The organism is Methylobacterium fujisawaense (assembly GCF_014138435.1).
Taxonomy (GTDB): Bacteria; Pseudomonadota; Alphaproteobacteria; order Rhizobiales; family Beijerinckiaceae; genus Methylobacterium; species Methylobacterium fujisawaense.
Window position 1 is genome coordinate 144,925 of the sequence record NZ_JACJIM010000006.1, and the last position, 20,200, is coordinate 165,124.

At 72.2% G+C, this 20,200-nt stretch carries 21 protein-coding genes; 14 read left to right on the forward strand and 7 right to left on the reverse strand.

What is annotated here, in order from left to right:
• Nucleotides 1-9: 9 nt before the first annotated feature.
• The 5 genes from hisG to GGQ91_RS19395 form a co-directional block, all read right to left on the reverse strand.
• Nucleotides 10-1,002: an ATP phosphoribosyltransferase gene (hisG, locus tag GGQ91_RS19375; RefSeq protein WP_182592663.1), complete on the reverse strand. Its 993-nt coding sequence runs from the start codon at nt 1,000-1,002 to the stop codon at nt 10-12.
• Nucleotides 999-2,141, reverse strand: a complete 1,143-nt coding sequence (locus GGQ91_RS19380) for an ATP phosphoribosyltransferase regulatory subunit (RefSeq protein WP_043386166.1) — start codon at nt 2,139-2,141, stop codon at nt 999-1,001. Before GGQ91_RS19380 ends, hisG begins: the two co-directional genes overlap by 4 nt.
• Before the next feature lie 151 nt (nt 2,142-2,292).
• Nucleotides 2,293-2,535, reverse strand: coding sequence for a hypothetical protein (locus GGQ91_RS19385; protein ID WP_043353874.1), 243 nt, complete (start codon nt 2,533-2,535; stop codon nt 2,293-2,295).
• A 78-nt stretch (nt 2,536-2,613) separates the two neighbouring features.
• Nucleotides 2,614-4,161, reverse strand: coding sequence for a histidine--tRNA ligase (gene hisS, locus GGQ91_RS19390; protein WP_182592664.1), 1,548 nt, complete (start codon nt 4,159-4,161; stop codon nt 2,614-2,616).
• 132 nt (nt 4,162-4,293) lie between these two features.
• On the reverse strand, nt 4,294-4,797 hold the full coding sequence (locus tag GGQ91_RS19395; RefSeq protein ID WP_043353871.1) for a DUF3429 domain-containing protein: 504 nt from the start codon (nt 4,795-4,797) through the stop codon (nt 4,294-4,296).
• 406 nt (nt 4,798-5,203) lie between these two features.
• Here GGQ91_RS19395 and rho point away from each other — a divergent pair, with 406 nt between their 5' ends.
• The 12 genes from rho (at nt 5,204) to GGQ91_RS19455 (ending at nt 16,048) form a co-directional block, all read left to right on the forward strand.
• A complete protein-coding gene (gene rho, locus GGQ91_RS19400) occupies nt 5,204-6,553 on the forward strand; it encodes a transcription termination factor Rho (RefSeq protein WP_043386160.1) in 1,350 nt (449 codons plus the stop codon).
• Between the two features lie 386 nt (nt 6,554-6,939).
• Nucleotides 6,940-7,551 carry a Maf family nucleotide pyrophosphatase gene (locus tag GGQ91_RS19405; RefSeq protein WP_043353868.1) on the forward strand — a complete coding sequence of 204 codons (612 nt, stop codon included), beginning with the start codon at nt 6,940-6,942 and terminating at the stop codon, nt 7,549-7,551.
• 12 nt (nt 7,552-7,563) lie between these two features.
• Nucleotides 7,564-8,535 (forward strand): cation diffusion facilitator family transporter, encoded by a 972-nt coding sequence (locus GGQ91_RS19410; RefSeq protein ID WP_182592665.1) that lies wholly within the window; start codon nt 7,564-7,566, stop codon nt 8,533-8,535.
• The gene (locus GGQ91_RS19415; RefSeq protein ID WP_182592666.1) at nt 8,532-9,380 is read left to right on the forward strand and encodes a shikimate dehydrogenase; all 849 of its coding nucleotides are present in this window, start codon (nt 8,532-8,534) and stop codon (nt 9,378-9,380) included. The genes GGQ91_RS19410 and GGQ91_RS19415 overlap by 4 nt, the downstream gene beginning before the upstream one ends.
• Nucleotides 9,377-10,015, forward strand: a complete 639-nt coding sequence (coaE, locus tag GGQ91_RS19420) for a dephospho-CoA kinase (RefSeq protein WP_182592667.1) — start codon at nt 9,377-9,379, stop codon at nt 10,013-10,015. The genes GGQ91_RS19415 and coaE overlap by 4 nt, the downstream gene beginning before the upstream one ends.
• A 66-nt stretch (nt 10,016-10,081) precedes the next feature.
• Nucleotides 10,082-10,297 (forward strand): hypothetical protein, encoded by a 216-nt coding sequence (locus GGQ91_RS19425; protein WP_043353881.1) that lies wholly within the window; start codon nt 10,082-10,084, stop codon nt 10,295-10,297.
• Nucleotides 10,298-10,368: 71 nt separating this feature from the next.
• Nucleotides 10,369-11,091 carry a DNA polymerase III subunit epsilon gene (dnaQ, locus tag GGQ91_RS19430; protein WP_182592668.1) on the forward strand — a complete coding sequence of 241 codons (723 nt, stop codon included), beginning with the start codon at nt 10,369-10,371 and terminating at the stop codon, nt 11,089-11,091.
• A 201-nt stretch (nt 11,092-11,292) separates the two neighbouring features.
• Nucleotides 11,293-12,522 (forward strand): extracellular catalytic domain type 1 short-chain-length polyhydroxyalkanoate depolymerase, encoded by a 1,230-nt coding sequence (locus tag GGQ91_RS19435; protein WP_182592669.1) that lies wholly within the window; start codon nt 11,293-11,295, stop codon nt 12,520-12,522.
• Between the two features lie 147 nt (nt 12,523-12,669).
• Nucleotides 12,670-13,566, forward strand: a complete 897-nt coding sequence (locus GGQ91_RS19440; protein WP_043759579.1) for a TIGR01459 family HAD-type hydrolase — start codon at nt 12,670-12,672, stop codon at nt 13,564-13,566.
• Between the two features lie 220 nt (nt 13,567-13,786).
• On the forward strand, nt 13,787-14,185 hold the full coding sequence (locus GGQ91_RS19445) for a DUF350 domain-containing protein (protein ID WP_043353858.1): 399 nt from the start codon (nt 13,787-13,789) through the stop codon (nt 14,183-14,185).
• A gap of 7 nt (nt 14,186-14,192) precedes the next feature.
• Nucleotides 14,193-14,888 carry a DUF1190 domain-containing protein gene (locus GGQ91_RS19450; protein WP_182592670.1) on the forward strand — a complete coding sequence of 232 codons (696 nt, stop codon included), beginning with the start codon at nt 14,193-14,195 and terminating at the stop codon, nt 14,886-14,888.
• A complete protein-coding gene (locus GGQ91_RS19455; protein ID WP_043386145.1) occupies nt 14,888-16,048 on the forward strand; it encodes a glutathionylspermidine synthase family protein in 1,161 nt (386 codons plus the stop codon). The genes GGQ91_RS19450 and GGQ91_RS19455 overlap by 1 nt, the downstream gene beginning before the upstream one ends.
• Nucleotides 16,049-16,067: 19 nt before the next feature.
• Here the strand turns inward: GGQ91_RS19455 and GGQ91_RS19460 are convergent, their stop codons facing one another.
• Nucleotides 16,068-16,664, reverse strand: a complete 597-nt coding sequence (locus GGQ91_RS19460; RefSeq protein WP_053611335.1) for an HD domain-containing protein — start codon at nt 16,662-16,664, stop codon at nt 16,068-16,070.
• A gap of 376 nt (nt 16,665-17,040) precedes the next feature.
• Between GGQ91_RS19460 and GGQ91_RS19465 the strand changes: the two genes are divergently transcribed.
• Nucleotides 17,041-18,000 carry a YiiG family protein gene (locus GGQ91_RS19465; protein WP_051044909.1) on the forward strand — a complete coding sequence of 320 codons (960 nt, stop codon included), beginning with the start codon at nt 17,041-17,043 and terminating at the stop codon, nt 17,998-18,000.
• 12 nt (nt 18,001-18,012) lie between these two features.
• On the opposite strand, the gene GGQ91_RS19470 is transcribed toward GGQ91_RS19465, so the two are convergent.
• Nucleotides 18,013-19,296: a lysozyme inhibitor LprI family protein gene (locus GGQ91_RS19470; protein WP_182592671.1), complete on the reverse strand. Its 1,284-nt coding sequence runs from the start codon at nt 19,294-19,296 to the stop codon at nt 18,013-18,015.
• A 306-nt stretch (nt 19,297-19,602) separates the two neighbouring features.
• On the opposite strand from GGQ91_RS19470, the gene GGQ91_RS19475 reads away from it, so the two are divergent.
• Complete coding sequence (locus GGQ91_RS19475) at nt 19,603-20,181, forward strand: peroxidase-related enzyme (RefSeq protein ID WP_179697433.1); 579 nt, start codon at nt 19,603-19,605, stop codon at nt 20,179-20,181.
• Nucleotides 20,182-20,200: the final 19 nt, after the last annotated feature.

Genomic DNA, 20,200 nt, shown 5'->3' on the forward strand with positions numbered 1-20,200 from the left:
CCGGCCTCCTCAGAGCCGCGCCAGCAGCCGCTCCGCCAGCGGGTTCTCGGCCGCGAAGGCATAGTCGACCCGCCGCACCGTCACGGCCCGCGCCCCCGCCTCGACCAGGGCGCCGGCGAGGTCGAACACCGCGCCCTCAGGGCAGCGCAGGACGATCTCGCCCTCCGGGCCCTTCGGGGCGCCGTAGGGCAGCTCGGCCTCGTGCAGGCCCGCCAGGGTGGCGAGGTCGATGGTGCCGCTCTCCGGCAGGGCGCCCCGCACCTCCCGGGTGGTCCGGGCGCGTTCCTCGGCGGCGATGCGGCCGAGCACGGTGCGGAGCGCCGCCCGCTGGCCTTCGCCCCAGGGCGCCTTCAGCGAGGCGACGAGGTTCGCCTCCGAGCGCAGGATGATGCCGTCGTCCAGCACCTTCAGGGCGTTGGCGGAGAGCGTCGCCCCCGTCGTGGTGATGTCGACCACGATCTCGGCCGAGCCCGCCGCCGGCGCCCCCTCGGTGGCGCCGAGGCTCTCGACGATCCGGTAATCGGCGACGCCCTTCTCGGCGAAGAACCGGCGGGTCAGGTTCACGTATTTGGTGGCGACCCGCAGGCGCCGCCCGTGGCGGGTGCGCATGCCGGCGGCGACCTCGTCGAGGTCGGACATGTCGCGCACGTCGATCCAGGCCTGGGGTACGGCGACCACCACGGTGGCGTTGCCGAAGCCCAGCGGCGTCAGCAGCTCCACTTGGCCGCGCACGTCCGGCAGGGTCTCGCGGATCAGGTCCTCGCCGGTGACGCCGAGATGGGCGGCGCCCGAGGCGAGCTGCGCGGCGATCTCGGAGGCCGAGAGGTAGCGCACCTCGACATCGGGAACGCCGAGCAGCTTGCCCCGGTAGTCGCGGGCGCCGGCGCCCTGGGCGAGCTTCAGACCGGCCCGGCCGAAGAACGCGCTGGCGTTCTCCTGCAGGCGGCCCTTGGATGGCACGGCGAGGATCAGCGGCATGGCGGTCGCGTCCGAAGCACTCATCGGCCGGCTCCCGCCACGCGCGCGATCCAGAAGGTGCAGCCCACCGCGGGCAGGGGCGCCGGGCTGCCGAGATGGCCGAGCAGGCCGTCGTAACGGCCGCCGCCGACCAGGATCGGGCCCTGCCCCTCGGTCACCTCGAAGATGAAGCCGGTATAATAGTCGAGGTTGCGGGCGAAGCCGCCCTGGAAGCGGAACCGCTCGATCGGCAGCCCGCGGGCCGCGATGAAGCCGGTGCGCTCCTCGAACAGGTCGAGGGCGGCCGCGAGGGCGTCGTGGCGGATGCCCGCGTCGGCCACCAGCGCCCGCAGGTCGCGGGCGGCGGCATCCGGATGGCCGGCGATGGCCCGGTAGCGGTCGAGGAGCGCACGGTTCTCGGCGTTGAGCCCGGCCCCGCCATGGGCCTGCGCGGAGGCCTTGGCGAGGAAGCGCTCGGCGATCTCGCCGGCGCTGCGCCCGCCCACCGCCGAGATCCCGGCGATCGCCAGCACGTCCTCCACGAAGGCGCGCACGCCCCGCGGGTCCTGGCCCTGGATCGCCGCCAGCAGGCCCGCATGGGGATCCTCCGGGCGGGTCCCCTCGGCGCCGTTGGTGACCACGTCCAGCGAGCGCCCGGCGGCCAGCGCCCGGAGCGTCCGGCGCTTGGCGGCGGGCGGGACCGCGAGGCCGTCGAGGAGCGCCACGGTCAGCCCCATGTCGCCGAGCCGCACCGCCGGATCGGTCCGGCCGAACAGGGCGAGGCCCTCGAGGGCGAGACCCAGCACCTCGGCGTCGGCGGCCGGCGTGTCGGTGCGCCCGATCGACTCGATGCCGGCCTGGAAGAACTCGTCGGGCTCGTCGGCGGCGAGGCGGAAGACCGGACCGCAATAGCTGTAATCGGCCACCTGCCCGTCGGCCTCCGCCCGGTGGAGGCGACAGACGGGAATCGTGAATTCCGGCCGCAGGCACAGCTCGGCGCCGCCCGCATCCTGCGTGACGAAGATCCGCCGGCGGATGTCCTCGCCCGACAATTCGAGGAACGGCTCCAGCGGCTGCAGCACCGGCGGCGTCACGGGCCGATAGCCCGCCGCCGCCAGATGCGCGAGCAGCCGCGTGCGCGCCGCGTCCCCCGCCCCCGTCTCGCCTGCCTCCGGTCGTGTCATCGGATCCATCCTCGCGGGCGCTCTGTAGCAACCGTGGCCGGACTTGGCGACACGTCGCAGGGCGGTGCGGTGCGCAGGACTGCGCAGGTCCCCGTACCGCGGACCGATACGCGCTACGGCGCCACAGACTTCACCCGCTCGGAGCAGCCGCTCAGAGCGGCCGGCCGCCGCCGAGACGCGCCCCGCGGGGGCGCCGGACCGGCTTGCGGCGGGCGATCACGGTCAGGGCCGGCGCTCCGGCGATCCCGGCGCTCAGGACGGGGGCGCTGCCGGTCCCGGGGGTGGCCTGGGCGACGGCGCTCGGCAACCGGTCGAGGACCGGCCGGGCGGCCCAGACGGGGCCTGTCCCGGCGCAGATCAGGCCGGCCGACAGGATGAGGATCTTCGCGCGCATCCCGACATCTCCCCCGACCCCTCCACGGAACCGACCGAGGATAACGCCGCCGGAGCCGCCGCGTTCGACCTGCGCGCCTCAGGTCTCCGAAGCCGTGAAATGCCGGGCCAGCACGGCGCGGACCTGCGCCACCAGATCGGCCTCCGGACACGAGATCTGCGCGGGCCGCGCCGCCTTCCACTCGGCGTTGCTGGCGATGGATTCGGCCGCCTGGGCACCCGCGATCAGGTCCTTGATCTGGACCTCGCCGGCCAGACGCTCGTTCGAGCCCTGGATCACCGCCACGGGTGCGCGCCGGCGGTCGGCGTATTTCATCTGCGCCTTCATGCCGGCGGCGCCGAGGTAGAGCTCCGCCCGGATGCCGTCGGCGCGCAGGAGCGCCACCAGCCGCTGGTAATCGGCCATGTTCTCCCGGTCGAGGACCAGCACCACCACCGGCCCGGGCGCCTCGGCGCCTGCGAGCAGCGGGCTGTTCACGAGCTGGAGCGCCGAGAACAGCCGCGAGACGCCGATCGAGAAGCCGGTGGCCGGGACCGGCTCGGACCGGAACCGCCCGACGAGCCCGTCGTAGCGCCCGCCGCCCGCCACCGAGCCGAAGCGCACGGTCTGGCCGTCCTCGTTGGTGACCGGAAACGTCAGCTCGGCCTCATAGACCGGGCCGGTATAGTATTCGAGGCCGCGCACCACGCTCGGATCGGCGCGGATCACGTCGTGACCGTAGCCGGCGGCGGCGCAGAGGCGCATGATCGCGTGCAATTCGGCGATGCCCTCCCGGCCGGTCTCGGACTCGCCGACCGCGTCGTGCCAGCCGGCGAAGAACTTCTCCCAGAACGCCATCTTGTCGGCGCCGTCCCCGGCATCGGCCTGGAACGACACGTAGGCGAGGATCCGGCCGATCGCCGTCGCGTCGAGGCCCGCGCCCTTGGTGAAGTCGCCGCTCTCGTCCTTGCGGCCGGCGCCGAGGAGGTCGCGCACCCCGTCGACGCCGAGCCGGTCGAGCTTGTCGATCGCCCGCAGGACCGTCAGGCGCTGGCCGGCCTTGTCGGGACCGGCGAGCCCGATCGCCTCCATGACGCCGTCGAGCACCTTCCGGTTGTTGACCTTGACCACGTACTGGCCGCCGAGCCCGAGGCGGTTCAGCGTGTCGGCCATCAGCATGCAGGTCTCGGCATCGGCCGCGACGCTGCCGGCGCCCACGATGTCGGCGTCGAACTGCATGAACTGGCGGAAACGGCCCGGCCCCGGCTTCTCGTTGCGGAACACGTAGCCGGCCCGGTAGCTGCGATACGGCTTGGGCAGGGCGTCGTAGTTCTCGGCGACGAAGCGCGCGAGCGGCGCCGTCAGGTCGTAGCGGAGCGACAGCCACGCCTCGTCGTCGTCCTGGAACGAGAACACGCCCGCGTTCGGACGGTCGAGGTCGGGCAGGAACTTGCCGAGCGCCTCGGTGTACTCGACGAAGGGCGTCTCCAGGGCCTCGAAGCCGTAGAGCTCGAAGCTCTTGCGGATCGTCTCCAGCATCCGCCCCTGCGCGGCGATCTCACCGGCGCGCCGGTCGACGAAGCCGCGCGGCAGGCGGGGCTTCAAGGTCTCGGCCTTCTCGGCCTTGGGGGTGTCGGCCTTGGACATGTGCGCGCGTTCGCTTCTCGCGGACCCGGAGCCCGGGTCCGGCATCGGATCTTGAATCGTCTCCGCCGGGCGGAGAACCCTTGGCCGGGCTCTAAAGCATGCCGCGCGAAAGGGGAATTCGGTTGGCGGGGCTCAGTACGGCGCCGTCAGCTTGAGCCAGAGCAGGGCCGCGAGGCTCACCACGGCGATCGGCATCTGCAGCGGACGCAGGCGGGCATGCGCCAGCGGCACCTCGCCGGCGCGCGCCGCGATCGGGTCGAGGATCCCGATGGCGGCGTAGCCGAGGATCAGCATCGCCAGCGCCGGCACGGCCTTGCCCATCACCGCCGTGAACAGGCTGGCCAGCCCGAGACCGTACAGGATCAGCATCGTCACGAGCTGCGACACCTGCGGGCCGCCCTCGGTCCGGAAGCTGACGCCCCGGCGCACCCCGGCCAGGAACAGCAGGATCGAGGCCGCATAGAGCAGGGTGAACAGCGCCACCAGATAATCGAGGGGCTGGCCGTTCAGCCACCACGCCACCGCGGCCCCGACGGCGATCGGCACCATGGGGCCGAAGCCGAAGACGAGGTCGAGCCAGGGGATCCGGCGCGGCTCGCGCGTGGTGAGGGTGCGTCCGGTAGCGTCGTCGCGCATGGCGGTCAGGGGGGACTCTCGGTTGGACGGTCTGCTGCGCTGCAGCACCGGGACGGGGAACGGCCGCGCGCCGGCCCGGTTCCGATGACCCCGTCTGCGGGCTTGCCTCTCTAGCGCCGGCTCGGCGTCCCGGCGAGGCCCTTGCGGCCGGGCCTTTGCGGTCCCCGCGCCGGCATCCCGCGCCGGGCCCTTGAGTGCGGGCGAAAAAGGCGTTATCTCTACTGCGCCCTCATCACAAGGTCTGCGCCGCAGCGCGCCCGTGAGCCGCGAGGGTCCTGCCTCATCGGTTTCGCCAATCTGACCCCGGGCCCCTCGCCGCAGCGCGGCCCGCTCTTCGGCGCCCATCCCCCGGGTGCCTGGCACTGAACCGGCCCTCCCACCTCTTCCGTCGGTTGCAAGACACCCCATGACGCCAAACCCCGACGCCCTCGCCGACATCGAGACCGCGGAGCCGGCCGATGCGCCCACCATGCCCGCCGCCCTCGAGGGCGTCCGCGAGGTCAAGCTCCAAGACCTCAAGTCGAAGACGCCCACCGACCTGACGGCCTTCGCCGAGGAGGTCGAGGTCGAGAACGCCTCGACCATGCGCAAGCAGGAGCTGATGTTCGCCATCCTGAAGCAGCTCGCTGCCAAGGAGGTCGAGATCATCGGCTCGGGCACCGTCGAGGTGCTGCAGGACGGCTTCGGCTTCCTGCGCTCCTCCGACTCGAACTACCTGCCCGGCCCCGACGACATCTACATCTCGCCGACCCAGATCCGCCGCTTCGGCCTGCGCACCGGCGACACCGTCGAGGGCCCGATCCGCGGCCCCAAGGACGGCGAGCGCTACTTCGCGCTCCTCAAGGTCAACACGATCAACTTCGAGAACCCGGAGAAGATCAAGCACAAGGTCCACTTCGACAACCTGACGCCGCTCTTCCCGACCAAGCGGTTCAAGCTCGAGCTGGACAACCCGACCAAGAAGGATTTCTCCCCGCGGATCATCGACATCGTGGCGCCGATCGGAAAGGGCCAGCGCGCCCTGATCGTGGCGCCGCCGCGCACGGGTAAGACCGTGCTGATGCAGAACATCGCGCAGTCGATCACCCTCAATCACCCCGAGTGCTACCTGATCGTGCTGCTCATCGACGAGCGGCCCGAGGAGGTCACCGACATGCAGCGCTCGGTGAAGGGCGAGGTCATCGCCTCGACCTTCGACGAGCCGGCCACCCGCCACGTGCAGGTCGCCGAGATGGTGATCGAGAAGGCCAAGCGCCTCGTGGAGCACGGGCGCGACGTCGTGATCCTGCTCGACTCGATCACCCGCCTCGGCCGCGCCTACAACACCGTGGTGCCGTCCTCCGGCAAGGTGCTGACCGGCGGTGTCGACGCCAACGCCCTGCAGCGGCCCAAGCGCTTCTTCGGCGCGGCCCGCAACATCGAGGAGGGCGGCTCGCTCTCGATCATCGCCACCGCGCTCATCGACACCGGCTCGCGCATGGACGAGGTGATCTTCGAGGAGTTCAAGGGCACCGGCAACTCCGAGATCATCCTGGACCGCAAGGTCTCCGACAAGCGCATCTTCCCGGCGATCGACATCACCCGCTCGGGCACCCGCAAGGAGGAGCTGCTGGTCCCGCCGGATTCGCTCAAGAAGACCTACGTGCTGCGCCGCATCCTCAACCCGATGGGCGTCACCGACGCGATCGAGTTCCTGCTCGACAAGCTGCGCCAGACCAAGAGCAACAGCGACTTCTTCGACTCGATGAACACCTGAGGCGCCGGTTCAACGGGCATCCCAACCCGTCGCCTCCTCCTCGGGTGCGGCGCAGCCGCCTCGGAGGAGGGCTCCAGGGATCGCAGGGCATCCGGAGGCCTCCTTCGAGGCCTCCGCTGCGCTACGGCACCTCAGGATGAGGGGGAGGGTTGGAGGGCCGGTGTGCCCCGGTGTGCCTCTGTCCCGCCGCGGCACGGAAGCGACCGGCTCCGCGATGCGGCCGTTGACTGTCTCCTAACCCCTCCCTGCCAAGGTCCTCTTCGGGCGCCAGGTTGCGTATCGGCGCCGCGACAGCCCCGCCGGCCGGTCCATCCCGGCGGCGGGGCTCGTCGCAGCCCGGGCGATCCCCGGCTTGCACCGATCCCCGGATCCGTGACACTGGCGCGATGCTCCGCTCGCCCTGGACCGGTCCGGATCCGCTCCTCCTCGCCTCGACCAGCCCGACCCGGCGCCTCCTCCTGGAGAGCGCCGCCCTGCCGGTCGAGACCGCCGCCCCGGATGTCGACGAGCGCGCCCTGGAAGCGGAGTGCGCCGGCCTGTCCCCGCCCGACCTCGCCCTGGTGCTCGCCCGCGCCAAGGCGGAATCGGTGGCGGCGCGCCATCCCGGCCGGATCGTCATCGGCGCCGATCAGGTGCTCGATCTCGACGGCACCGTGTTCCACAAGCCGGCCGATGCGCAGGCCGCCCGGGCCCAGCTCGCCCGTCTGTCCGGCCGCACCCACGCCCTGCATTCCGCCGTGGTCCTGGCCGGGGCGGTGCAGGACGCCTTCGTGGAGACCGCCCGGCTGACCCTTCGCCCCCTCGATGAAAGGGCCATCGCGGCCTATGTGGGCTGTGCCGGCGAGGCGCGGGTGCGGTCGAGCGTCGGCGGCTACCAGCTCGAAGGGCCTGGGATCCACCTGTTCGAATCGGTCGTGGGCGACCACAGCACCGTGCTGGGCCTGCCGCTGCTGCCGCTCCTCGCCCGCCTGCGCGGGGCCGGGGTTCTGGATTTTTGAGGGAGCCTCCCCTTGGCCGGGCATGACCATTCCCACGACGGCCACGCTCACGGAGGCCATGCCCATGGCGGCCACGGCGGCCACGCGCACGCGCCGAAGGATTTCGGCACGGCCTTCGCCATCGGCATCGTCCTCAACACCGCCTTCGTGGTGATCGAGGCGGCCTACGGCTATCTCAGCAACTCCATGTCCCTGGTGGCCGATGCCGGCCACAACCTCTCGGACGTTCTGGGCCTCGCGGCGGCCTGGATCGCCGCCGTGCTGGTGCGCCGCCGCGCCACCGCGCGCTTCACCTACGGCTATCGCGGCTCCTCGATCCTGGCCGCCCTGTTCAACGCCGTGGTCCTGCTGATCGCCATGGGGGCGGTGATCTGGGAGGCGCTGGTCCGGCTGGTCCATCCGGAGCCGGTCGCGGGCACGACCGTGATGGTGGTGGCCGCGGTGGGAATCCTGGTCAACGGCCTCACCGCGTGGCTCTTCGTGAGCGGCGCCAAGGGCGACATCAACGTCCGCGGGGCGTTCCTCCACATGGCGGCCGACGCCGCCGTCTCGGCCGGGGTCGTGATCGCGGGCCTCGTGATCCAGCTCACCGGCTTCGCCTGGCTCGACCCGGCGGTCAGCCTCGTCATCGCGGCTCTGGTCGTCTGGGCGACCTGGGGCCTGCTGCGCGACAGCGTGGCGATGTCCCTCGACGCCGTGCCGCCGCAGATCTCTCCCGATGCCGTGACCGGCTTCCTCCTCGGACGGCCCGGCGTTGCCGGCCTGCACGACCTGCATATCTGGCCCATGAGCACCACCAGCATCGCCCTGACCGTCCATCTCGTGATGGCGGAGGGGCATCAGGCTCACGGCCACCCCGGCAACGGCTTCCTCAACGAGACCGCCGAGGGCCTGCGCACCCGGTTCGGCATCGGCCACGCGACGTTGCAGATCGAGGAGGCCGGCGGCCCGGCCTGCCGCCTCGCGCAGGATTGCGCGGCATGAGCGTCGCGAATCCCCGCGCCTTCGTGGTCGGCCACCCGATCGCCCATTCGCGCTCGCCGCTGATCCACGGTTACTGGCTCGCCGCGCACGGGATCCCGGGCTCCTACGAGCGGCTCGACGTGCCGCCGGCGGCGTTTCCGGACTTCATCCGCGCCCTGCCGGATTCGGGCTTCCGGGGCGGCAACGTCACGATCCCCCACAAGGAGGCGGCCTTCGCGCTGGCCGACACCCTGACGCCGCGGGCCAAGGCGATCGGCGCGGTGAACACCCTGGTGGTCGAGCCCGACGGGCGGATCCGCGGCGACAACACCGACGCGCCGGGCTTCTGCGCCCATCTCGACCACACCTTAGGCGCAGCCTGGCAGGCGCGGGCGGGCGGCACCGCCCTGGTGCTCGGCGCCGGCGGCGCCGCGCGGGCGATCGTGGTCGGGCTGGCCGAGCGGGGCCTGCGGCGCATCTGGGTCGCCAACCGCACCGCGGCCCGGGCCGAGGCGGTGGCGGCGCTCGCGCCGGGCATCGGCGCGGCGCTCGCCTGGGACGACCTGCCGGCGGCGCTCGCCGGGACCGGCCTCCTGGTCAACACCACGTCCCTCGGCATGAAGGGCCAGCCGCCCCTCGCCATCGACCTGTCGCCCCTGCCGGCGGAGGCGGCCGTGGCCGACATCGTCTACGCACCCCTGGAGACGGAGCTCCTCGCGGCGGCGCGCCGCCGGGGGCTCGCGGCCGTGGACGGGCTCGGCATGCTGCTGCACCAGGCGGTGCCGGGCTTCGAGGCGTGGTTCGGCCCGCGCCCCGCCGTCACCCCGGCGCTGCGCGACCGGATCGTGGCGGATCTCGCCGGATGACCCCGAAGGCCGGATCCGGACCCGTCATCCTCGGGCTCACCGGCTCGATCGGCATGGGCAAGTCCGCCACCGCCCGGATGTTCGCCGACCGCGACGTCCCGGTTCACGACGCCGACGCCGCGGTCCACGCCCTCTACGGGCCCGGAGGCGCGGCCGCCGCGGCGATCGGCGCGGCCTTTCCCGGCGTGCTCGACGACGACGGCGGCGTCGACCGGACGCGGCTGCGCGCCGCGGTGCTCGACGCGCCCGACCGGATGGCGGCGCTGGAGGCCATCGTCCATCCCCTGGTCCGGGCGGCCAGCGCGGACTTCCTGGCGCGGCACGCGGCGGCGGCGCTGGTCGTCCTCGACATCCCGCTCCTCTACGAGACCGGCGGCGCGGGCCGCTGCGACGCGGTCGTGGTGGTGAGCGCCCCGCCCGAGATCCAGCGCGCCCGGGTGCTCGCCCGCCCCGGCATGACCGAGGCGGCCTTCGCGGCGATCCTGGCCAAGCAGATGCCCGACGCCGAGAAGCGCGCCCGGGCGGATTTCGTCATCGACACGAGCCGGGGTTTTCCCGCCGCCGAGGCCGAGGTGGCGCGGATCGTCGAGCGCCTCACGGCGCATCGTGCGGAGCCGCACCACGGCACCGGATGACACGCCCGCGCGGATGAATATCTGCGGTTGCGTTCCGGGGGGAACACGAACGGCAGGATGGACGTGATGGCGCGGCACTCCGGCGGGATGGATCCGGTCCGGTCCGGCGGCCTCGGGGCCGCGACCCTTCTCGTGCTGCTGGCGGCCATGCCCGCGCAGGCCCAGTACGCCGCCAGCTGCCCCCCGCCGAAGAAGTTCGCGGCCGGCGCCTGCGTCACCGCCTGTCCGGGCGGCTACGAGGACCGGGGACCCGTCTGCGTCTACCGCAACACGTCCCGCTGAGGCGCACGGGAGCTTAACCCCTCCGCCTTATCCGGCTAGGGTCCGCCCCCACCCCGCGAGTCGCGAGACCCATGCTGCGCGAGATCGTCCTCGACACCGAGACCACCGGCACGGAGGCGAAGGGAGGCGACCGGCTGATCGAGATCGGCGCGGTGGAACTCCTCAACCACATCCCCACCGGCCGGAGCTTCCACCGCTATTGCAACCCGCAGCGGGCGGTCTCCGAGGGGGCGTTCAATGTCCACGGCCTGTCCGACGCGTTCCTGGCCGACAAGCCGGTCTTCGCGGAGATCGTCGGTGAGCTGCTGGCCTTCCTGGCCGACGGACGCCTCGTCATCCACAACGCGCCTTTCGACGTCGGCTTCCTCAACATGGAATACGCCCGGCTCGGCGCGAACGCCCCGCCCCCGATCCGGCTGGAGGACGTGGTCGACACCCTGCCGATGGCCCGGCGCAAGCATCCGGGCGCGGCCAACAACCTCGACGCCCTCTGCAGCCGCTACGGCATCGACAACACCCGGCGCACCAAGCACGGGGCGCTCCTCGACGCGCAGATCCTGGCCGAGGTCTATGTCGAGCTCCTCGGGGGCAAGCAGACCAGCCTCGGGCTCTTGGACGCGGAGCAAGCCGCCCCGGTGGCCGGATCTTCCGTCCAGGCCGTGGCCCCCGTGGCGCCCCGTCCCTACCGGAGCCGTCTTACCGATGCGGAGCGCACCCGCCACGACGGCTTCCGCGCGAGCCTCGGTCCTGCCGCGATCTGGGCCGACTATATCGGGGCGGACGATCCCGTCTGATCCGGCGGTCTGATCCCTAAGCCTGCTGCGCGGCGCCGACGGTTGTCGCATTGCACAGGGGCGTTTATTGCAATGCACAAAACATCCTCGACACATCATCTCGCAAGATGGTGAGGGTCGGCTCATGCGATGCCCGTGCGGTGGCGCAGGCGCATCGGGTCCGGCCGTGACAGAGACATTGAGGCAGTGAGGCGCGCACGCATGACCGAGAATTTCGGCAGTCGCGACGGACAGCGCGACGACAAGACCGGCCTGTCGCCCTTCGCCGACATGATCGAGGCCACCCGTCTGACCGGCCTCGGCCGGCTCGAGGAGGCGACCGCGCTGATCCAGCGCAGCCTTGCCGGCCAGAGGGCCGCACCCGCTGAACACGCGTCGACAGACTCTTCCCCGCATCACGCCGATCCGTCGGCCATGCCGCAGATTCCCGCAGCGGAATCCGGGACGCGGATGCGCGAGGTGGTGGGGCAGGTCGTGCGCGGCCTTGCACCGGTGCTGAAGGGCCTGGGCAACCCGCTGCGGCACCCCGCTCCGCCGCCCGCCGACCGGGGGGGCGGGACCGGGGGCCGCTTCGTCGCCCTGACCCATGCCGAGCCCGCCGGCACCCGCGAGTACAAGCTGTTCATCCCGAGCCATCCGGACGCGGCCGCGCCGCTGATCGTGATGCTGCATGGCTGCACGCAGAATCCGGACGATTTCGCCGCCGGCACTGGCATGAACACCCTCGCCGAGCGCGCCGGCGTGTTCGTGGCCTACCCGGCCCAGAGCCGTCAGGCCCATGCCCAGCGCTGCTGGAACTGGTACGAGCCTCGGGACCAGGGCCGGGGCACGGGCGAGCCGGCGATCATCGCGGGCCTCGCCCGCGCCATCATGGCGGAGCACCCGATCGACCGAGCCCGGGTCTACATCGCCGGCCTGTCGGCGGGGGGCGCCGCCGCCCTGAACATCGCCCGCGCCTATCCCGACCTCTTCGCCGCCGTCGGCGTGCATTCCGGCCTCGCGGCCGGCTGCGCCCGGGATCTCGGCTCGGCGCTGATGGCCATGCAGGTCGGCGCCCCGGGCCTCGGCACCGCCACGGCTTTCGGCAGCCCGGCCCCGGCCACCCGCGTGCCGACGATCATCTTCCACGGCGAGGACGACGGCACGGTGAGCGTGCGCAACGCCGATCAGGTTCTGGCCCAGGCGCACGTCGCCGGTCTGATCGCCCGGTCCGAGACCTTCGAGGGCCGCGGCCACCCCTTCACCCGCACCCGCTACCGGGACGAGGCGGGCCGGGTCGTGGTCGAGGATTGGCGGGTGCGCGGCGCCGGCCATGCCTGGTCCGGGGGCCGCCCCGACGGCAGCTACACGGACCCCGAGGGGCCCGACGCGTCCCGGGCGATGCTCGACTTCTTCGCCGAGCACCGGCTGGGACCGGCCCGGCGCCCGTAAGGGGTTTCCCCAAGGGCCGCGCACTCTGGCGGGTTGTCAGGGCGCGGCCCTGCTGTATCGCAGGGCTTTGCCCTGCACCCACAAAAGGTCCCGGACCTTTTGAATCCAGGACCTTCCAGGATCTTCCAGGATCTTCCAGGACCTTCCATGACCGCGACCGCCACCCCCGCGCCGATCCCGACCCTCCAGGGTCTCGCCGAGGTCGCCGACCGGTACGACCTGATCCTCTGCGACGTCTGGGGCGTGCTGCATGACGGCCAGAAGGCCCACGAGGCCGCCGGCGAGGCGCTGATCCGCTTCCGTGGCCTTCCGGGGGCGCGGCCCCGCCGGGTCGTCCTCGTCTCGAACGCGCCCCGGCCCGGCGACGGCGTCGGCCGCATCCTCGACCGGTTCGGCGTGCCGCGGGAGGCCTACGACGCGATCCTGACCTCGGGCGACCTCACCCACGACCTGATTGCCGCGCGCCCGGGCGCCCGGATCCGGCATCTCGGACCGGAGCGCGACCTCGGCATCTTCCAGGGGCTCGACCTCAGCCTCGTCCCGGAATCGGAGGCCGACCTCGTCGTCTGCACCGGCCTGTTCGACGACCGCAGCGAGACCCCGGACGATTACCGGCCGGAGCTGGAGCGTCTGGCCGCCCGCGGGCTGACCATGATCTGTGCCAATCCCGACCTCGTCGTGGAGAGCGGCAACCGCCTGATCCCCTGCGCGGGCCTGCTCGCGGCGGCCTATGCGGAGATCGGCGGCCCCGTGGTCTATGCCGGCAAGCCGCACCGCCCGGTCTACGAGGCGGCCCTCGCCAAGGGGGCTGCCCTCACCGGGGCCCCGGTGGATCCGGCGCGGGTCCTGGCGATCGGCGACGCGATCCGCACCGACATCGCGGGCGCCCGCGGCTTCGGCATCGCCAGCGTGCTGGTGGCCCGGGGCATCCACGCGGAGGAACTCGGCGTCACGGCCGCGCATCACCGCCTGGGCGACGTGGCCGAGTGGCTCGGCCGGCAGGCGGTGCATCCGGACGGGGTGATCGAGCGGCTGGTCTGGTAGCGCCCTTCCGGACCTCGGCGTATTGCCGTCAGTCCAACTCTCTGAAATCCGCGACAAGCTTGACACCGCGCGGGAAATTGCGTGGATTTGCGGGCGTGAATCGATCCCGCGTCCAACAATCAGCCCCGACATTCGCTTCGCTCGTCATGCGATTCGACCGGGAGACCTGTCCGGCTGCGGTGCTTTCGACGATCGGGGCCGGTGAGACGGCGGGTCTTGCGTGACCCTGGTCTCCGGACTGCCGGACTTCCTGCTCTATCTCGGCACCGCGACCGGACTGATCGGCCTCTACCTGCTGATCTACACCCTCGCCACCGCGCATAACGAGGTCGCGCTGATCCGCCGGGATGTGACGGCTGCGGCCATCGCGCTGGGCGGAAGCCTGCTCGGCTTCACCCTGCCGCTGGCGGTGGCGATCTACAACGCGCGGTCCCTGCTCGACTGCCTGATCTGGGGCCTGATCGCCCTCGTGATCCAGATCGCGATCTACTGGCTCGTGCGCCTTGCGGTGCCGGACCTGTCGCGGCGCATCGAGGAGGATCGCGCCGCCGCCGCGCTCCTCCTGGGCGCGGCCTCGCTGGCGGGCGGCGTCGTGAACGCCGCCGCGATGACCTATTGAGCGGCCGGTGACGGAGACCGCCCCCACCCCCGCAGCCGTCGGCGCGCCCGAAACCGGTTTCGCCGCCGCCCGCCGCTCCAAGCGCTCGGCCGCCGTGTCGCTGGTTCTGGTCGCGGGCGCCGGCGCGGCCGCCCTGGCCCTCGGCGGCCTCGACCCGTCCCAGCGGGAGGAGGAGGCGCTCGTCTACGGGACGCTCGGCGCCTGCATCGCCCAGCAGCTGCGCAGCGCCGAGGCCTGCATCGCCGCCTACAAGACCGCGCAGGAGGCCTACGCGGCGACGGCGCCGCGCTACGAGACCGAGGCCGATTGCCAGCGCCACCACGGGACCGGCGGCTGCACGCCGGGCGGGCCGGTCACGGAGGCCGCGCGCGGCCGCTACCTGCCGGTGATGGCCGCCTTCCTGATGGGGCGGACGGACGCGCAGGACCTGCCGGTCCAGCCGCTCTACCCGCACGCCCCCGAAGAGGAGCGCGACGCGGCGGAGGCGGGGACGGCCGGACATGGGGGCGGCTACTGCACCGGCACGGGCGGCCGGGTCGCCTATGCGGGCGGCGTCTCGCGGGTCCATGTCCCCGCCTCGGTCGCCCGCACCACGAGCACGACCCCGCGCACGATCAGCCGCGGCGGCTTCGGCGGCACCGGGCGGGCGACGGCGTTCTCCGGAGGCTCGGGCGGCCGCACGGGCGGTTTCGGAGGCGGCTGATGCGCCGGGTGGCGATCCCGGAGCGGCCCGACTGGCGGCTCCACGCCGCGCGGGCCGGCTTCGCCTTCCACACGTTCGACGGCGCCCCCTACTGGGACGAGACCGCCTACTACGCCTTCAGCCTCGCCGAGATCGAGGACGCCATCGAGGCGCCGAGCGCCGCGCTGCACGAGCTCTGCCTCGCCTTCGTGGACCGGGCGGTCCGCGACGAAGCGATTCTCGCCGCGCTGCGGATCCCCGAGCATGCCTGGGACGCGATCCGGGCGAGCTGGGAGCGGCGCGACCCCAGCCTGTATGGGCGCTTCGACTTCAGCTACGGGGGAACCGGGCCGGCGAAGCTCCTCGAATACAACGCCGACACGCCCACCGCCCTCTACGAGAGCGCGGTCTTCCAGTGGCTGTGGCTGGAGGACGGGCTGGCCCGGGGACGCCTTCCCGCCGGCGCCGACCAGTTCAACACCCTGCACGAGGCGCTGGTGGCGCGCTTCGCCGTGGTGGCGCCCCCGGAGGGCGTCGCCTTCGCGGGCTTCCCCGACGCGCCGGAGGATCGCGGCACGCTGGCCTATCTCCAGGATTGCGCGCTCCAGGCCGGCCGCGCCGCCCCCTTCCTGCCGGTCGAGGCGATCGGGCTCGCCGAGGACGGGCGCTTCGTGGACGCGGCCGGTGCCCCGATCGGCTGCCTGTTCAAGCTCTACCCGTGGGAATGGATGTTCGCCGACCCGTTCGGCCGCGCGGTCGGCACGGCATCGACCCGGTTCCTGGAGCCGCCCTGGAAGGCGGTGCTCTCCAACAAGGGGATGCTGGCGCATCTCTGGGCGATGGCGCCGGGCCATCCCAACCTGCTGCCGACCTACTTCGAGGAGGACCCGGCCAAGGCCGCGCTGGGCCGGAGCTTCGTGAGGAAGCCCCTCTACGGGCGCGAGGGCGCCAACGTGCTGATCGTGCGCGACGGCGCCGTCGCGGCGCGCGACGAGGGCCCCTATGGCGGCGAAGGCTTCGTGCGGCAGGCCCTGGCCGCGTTGCCCGATTTCGAGGGCCGCCGCGCGCTGGTCGGCAGCTGGATGGTCGGCGATCGACCCGCCGGCCTGTGCCTGCGCGAGTCGGACGGCCTCATCACCACCGACCGGGCCCGGTTCGTCCCGCACCTCATCGCGCCGTGACCGCGGCCCGGGTCGCCGGTCACCGGCCCAGCGCCGCGAGTTCGCGCCGCATGTTCGACCGCGCCGGCCCCTCCAGCTCCGCCCGGGCCCGGGCGGTGACGAACAGCGGCCGGCCGGATGCGAGGGCCCCCCGCAGGAAGGCCGCGCGCCCCTGCCGGTAGGCGGCCTCGCCCACGACCGGGACGAATTCCCGCGCCACGCCCGCGGCGTAGCCGTCATAGGCGGCTCGGGCCGCCCCGAGGATCGCCATGTCCAGATCGAGGAAGAGCGCGACGTCCGCGGCGAGCGCGGCCGGGAGACCGTCCGGGACGGCGTGCCGCTCGGTCGCCAGGATCATCGTCTCGGCCGCCGCCAGCGTGGGTGCCGGGACCGCGCCCTCCAGCAGCACCCGCAGGAGCGCGGCGCTGCGGCGCTCGTTGTCCGGGGCGCCCGGCTGGTAGACGGCGTCGTGGAACCAGATCGCCAGTTCCACCGCGTCGGGATTCCGGACGGTCGCGCGGTGGGCGCGAAACGCCTCCAGGAGCGCGTCGATATGCGCCTGGCCGTGATAGACGCGCTGCGGCTCGGCCAGCCGGGCACGCAGGTCAGCCAGGATGCGGGGATGGCCGTCGAGCATCGTCCGATCCTCTATCCGATCCGCCTCCGCGGGACGAGACGGGACCGCACCGATCCGGGTTCGTCGATGGCCCGTCCGCGCGCGGTATGTCGGGCAACGTCCGGCCTGTCGTGGCCCGCCCCGGCGCAAATCCTGACATCCGCATGCGCCGCCCGGTTCAAGCGGCGCTGTGCGTCCGAAGGCTGAATCGGTCGCGTCCGGCGAGACCATCGTCTCCACATCCATGATCAATCATGCAATCTTCGATTTTGCGCAATGCAATGCCGTTGTCCGTGACAGGGTCTCTACTGGACGGATGACACCGGTTATCGCATCTGGTCTTCACGCCGGGCGCCGGCTACACGGGCTGAACGAATCCGGAGGATCCCCCGCGCCCATGAGAACGAGGACCCTGACAGCGACCACGTGGCTGGTTCTGACGACGCTGCTCGCCGCCGCCCCGGCTCGCGCACAGGCCCCTACCTCCGCCCCCGCCCCGGCGGGTCAGGCGTCCAAGCCCGATGTCGATCCCGCGCAGGAGACGATCCGCAAGCTCAACGCCTATGTCGGGCTCCTCAACCGCACCCTGCGGGCGCAGGAATCGCTCAGCCGCTATCAGAGCTGGGTCAACATGAAGACCGGCCCGACCGGCCGCGAGCGGATCATCTACGGCCTCTACGGGCTCTACGATGTCCGCGGCGAGATCGCGAAGGCGGAGGCCGCGACGGCGCAGCCGCCCGCGATGCCGAACCTCGACGGCGCCATGACGCGCTACATCGCCGCCTACCAGGCCCTCGCGCCGACGATCACCGAGGCGGAGGGCTATTACGAGCGGCAGGATTACCGCGCGGACAAGATGGAGCAGGGCAAGGCGCTCCACGCCAAGCTCGCCGTCGCGGGGCCGGCCTTCCTGGCGGCGCGCGCCCAGGTCGACGCCGCGCTGCGGGTCGAGAAGGAGAAGAGCGACGCGCTGGAACTCGCCGCCATCGAGGCGCGGGAGGGCCGCAAGGCGCGCTGGCACGTCGCGAACGTGATGACCGAGGCGCGCAAGGTCATGGACCTGCTGCCCACCGACGCCAAGCCGGTCGTCGACATGGCGGCCTTCGAGGCCGCGCTCGGGCGCTACGCCGTCGCCGTGAAGGACCTGGACGGGTACAGCGCCGCCAACCCGAACGCCTTCCACGTGTTCGAGAGCCGGCCGCGCGCATTGCTCGGCAAGCTGCGCGAATTCGACGCCAAGCTCGCCAAGGCCAAGGGGGATGCCCGCCGCGGCGCCGGGCGCGACGTGACCTGGATCGTGAACGACTACAACACGATGGTCTCGACCGCGCAGACGGCCACGACCTTCTCGCGGTGATCGGGGGCGCCGTCAGCGGCTGTCCCGGCCCGGTTCCGTCAGCCGCAGCGAGGTCGCGGCCGTGGTGACGGCCGCCTGCCGGCGCGCCCGCTCGGCCACGGGATAGCGGATGCGCAGGGTGACGAAGGCGCCGCCGCGCCCGCCCGCCCGGAGGGTCTTCCGGTACAGGATGCCGTCGGCGGTCGTGCAGGAAAACACGATCCAGCCGGGCTTGCGCGCCCCGTATTCGGGCGGTTGCCGCAGGCAGGTCTTCCGGTCCGCGGCCACGACGGCGTCGAGATCCTGGTCGAGCCCGTCGTTCAGGCCCGACACCGTCAGGTGCAGATGGCCGTCGGTCGAATGGAAGGCCTGCCCGTCGCCGTTGTCGGGCGGCGGCTCCGCGACGAGGTCGGCGGGAACGTCGATGGAGAAGCCGAAACGGGCATTGACCACGTGCCGGAGCGCGGGTGTGTCCGACAGCGCTTCGCTCCAGTCGCGCTGGACCTGCGCGATCCGCGCGGTATAGACCCGCGTCAGGCAGGCGGCATCCGGGCAGGCATCGCGGATCCGCGTGCGCCAGCGTGCGTGGTCCGCACCGAATGTGTCGATCGCCCGGCCGGTCTCTCCGTCGATTCCACGGGTCTCCCCGGCGATCCTGTCGAACAGGCGCCTGAGTTCGTCGTCCAGCCTCGTCAGAGCGGGGTCGGCACAGATCAGCGTCTCGACCCGGCTCCGGCTCCCGGCGCAATCCGGAGCCGCCTGCGCGGCGGACGCGCCCGCGCTCAGGCCGAAGCCGAGCGCCAGCACGGGGCACGCGGCCCGCCATCGCCGCGGCTGGAAGGCCGGGCGCTCCGCGAACGCCGCTCTCGGCGAGGCCTGACCGGAAGCCCGGGCGGGGCCGGGCATCGATCCGCCGCCTGCCGGCCGTGATCGCTTCGGCGGAGGCGTCTTCCGTCGCAGCACAACATCCTCCCTCCAGCGCGCCGCCACATCCCGGAACGGGCCGGGAGCCCGGGTCACCGGATCGTCGGCGGACCGAACAAAAGCTTTCGGGCAGAGTTGAGGCCGACCGTGAAGCCCGCGCAGGGTCGAGGCGGAGTGAAAACGCTGCCGTCGGCGTCGCCTGCGCACCCGTGTGACCGGCCGGGCGGATGTCGTCTCCCGACCCGGGCGCGCGATACAGGGGTACGCGGCGAAACCACCGGACATTGATTCCCGGAGATCGTTCTCCATGATCTGTCGGACGTTTTTGTTGACAGATTTATTTGCCAAAACAGAAAGGCATCGCTCAACGAACTGTCGATGATCGAGTGGCACGGGCTGCCGCTTCGTGCCGCCCGGTCAAGGCTGCCTCGCACGATCGTGCCGTCGGCCGGATCTTCGCGGTGACGCATGCCGGCAGCCCCGACGAGCGGGAGCGCCGCACAGCATCCCGCGATCGTCACACGACGGCATCCCTGCGAGACCGATCCCGGGACCCACGTTTCACCCGGTCTCGATCGGAAGCGGCCGGTCCGGTGCGCGCGGCCGCGATCGATTGCGCTGAGGAGACCGTTCGGTCTATCGCCTGCGCAGGACGGCCGGCGGCCTCGGGCGCCGGCTCGATCCGCGAGGAGCGCGCCCATGTCAGCCGCACACGCCCCGATCGGCCGCTTCCCGATCCCCCGCCTGGAGGATCTGCCGGCCGACATCCGCGCGCGGATCGAGGCGGTGCAGGAAAAGTCCGGCTTCGTCCCGAACGTGTTCCTGGTGCTCGCCCATCGCCCGGAGGAATTCCGAGCCTTCTTCGCGTATCACGACGCCCTCATGGACAAGCCGGGCAACCTGACCAAGGCCGAGCGCGAGATGATCGTCGTGGCGACCTCGGCCATGAACCAGTGCCAGTACTGCGTGATCGCCCACGGTGCGATCCTCCGGATCCGCGCCAAGGACCCGCTGATCGCCGATCAGGTCGCGATCAACTACCGCAAGGCCGACCTCACCGATCGGCAGAAGGCGATGCTCGATTTCGCCATGCTGGTCAGCCAGTCCGCGCATCTCGTGGGGGAGGCCGCGTTCGAAACGCTCGGGGCGCACGGCTTCGACGACGCGGATGCCTGGGATATCGCCGCCATCGCGGCCTTCTTCGGCCTGTCGAACCGGCTGGCGAACGTGACCAGCCTGCGGCCCAACCCGGAATTCTACACGCTGGGGCGCGGCTGACGGCATGGCCGTCCCGCCA

What these genes read in the sequence shown, in the direction of transcription:
- GGQ91_RS19465 (WP_051044909.1), top strand. Translation starts at nt 17,041, where the DNA reads ATGAGAACGAGGACCCTGACAGCGACCACGTGGCTGGTTCTGACGACG.
- GGQ91_RS19460 (WP_053611335.1), bottom strand. Translation starts at nt 16,664, where the DNA reads ATGCTCGACGGCCATCCCCGCATCCTGGCTGACCTGCGTGCCCGGCTG.
- hisS (WP_182592664.1), bottom strand. Translation starts at nt 4,161, where the DNA reads ATGTCCAAGGCCGACACCCCCAAGGCCGAGAAGGCCGAGACCTTGAAG.
- GGQ91_RS19385 (WP_043353874.1), bottom strand. Translation starts at nt 2,535, where the DNA reads ATGCGCGCGAAGATCCTCATCCTGTCGGCCGGCCTGATCTGCGCCGGG.
- GGQ91_RS19475 (WP_179697433.1), top strand. Translation starts at nt 19,603, where the DNA reads ATGTCAGCCGCACACGCCCCGATCGGCCGCTTCCCGATCCCCCGCCTG.
- coaE (WP_182592667.1), top strand. Translation starts at nt 9,377, where the DNA reads ATGACCCCGAAGGCCGGATCCGGACCCGTCATCCTCGGGCTCACCGGC.
- hisG (WP_182592663.1), bottom strand. Translation starts at nt 1,002, where the DNA reads ATGAGTGCTTCGGACGCGACCGCCATGCCGCTGATCCTCGCCGTGCCA.
- dnaQ (WP_182592668.1), top strand. Translation starts at nt 10,369, where the DNA reads ATGCTGCGCGAGATCGTCCTCGACACCGAGACCACCGGCACGGAGGCG.
- GGQ91_RS19440 (WP_043759579.1), top strand. Translation starts at nt 12,670, where the DNA reads ATGACCGCGACCGCCACCCCCGCGCCGATCCCGACCCTCCAGGGTCTC.
- GGQ91_RS19425 (WP_043353881.1), top strand. Translation starts at nt 10,082, where the DNA reads ATGGCGCGGCACTCCGGCGGGATGGATCCGGTCCGGTCCGGCGGCCTC.
- GGQ91_RS19415 (WP_182592666.1), top strand. Translation starts at nt 8,532, where the DNA reads ATGAGCGTCGCGAATCCCCGCGCCTTCGTGGTCGGCCACCCGATCGCC.
- GGQ91_RS19405 (WP_043353868.1), top strand. Translation starts at nt 6,940, where the DNA reads ATGCTCCGCTCGCCCTGGACCGGTCCGGATCCGCTCCTCCTCGCCTCG.
- GGQ91_RS19455 (WP_043386145.1), top strand. Translation starts at nt 14,888, where the DNA reads ATGCGCCGGGTGGCGATCCCGGAGCGGCCCGACTGGCGGCTCCACGCC.
- GGQ91_RS19395 (WP_043353871.1), bottom strand. Translation starts at nt 4,797, where the DNA reads ATGCGCGACGACGCTACCGGACGCACCCTCACCACGCGCGAGCCGCGC.
- rho (WP_043386160.1), top strand. Translation starts at nt 5,204, where the DNA reads ATGACGCCAAACCCCGACGCCCTCGCCGACATCGAGACCGCGGAGCCG.
- GGQ91_RS19435 (WP_182592669.1), top strand. Translation starts at nt 11,293, where the DNA reads ATGACCGAGAATTTCGGCAGTCGCGACGGACAGCGCGACGACAAGACC.
- GGQ91_RS19380 (WP_043386166.1), bottom strand. Translation starts at nt 2,141, where the DNA reads ATGACACGACCGGAGGCAGGCGAGACGGGGGCGGGGGACGCGGCGCGC.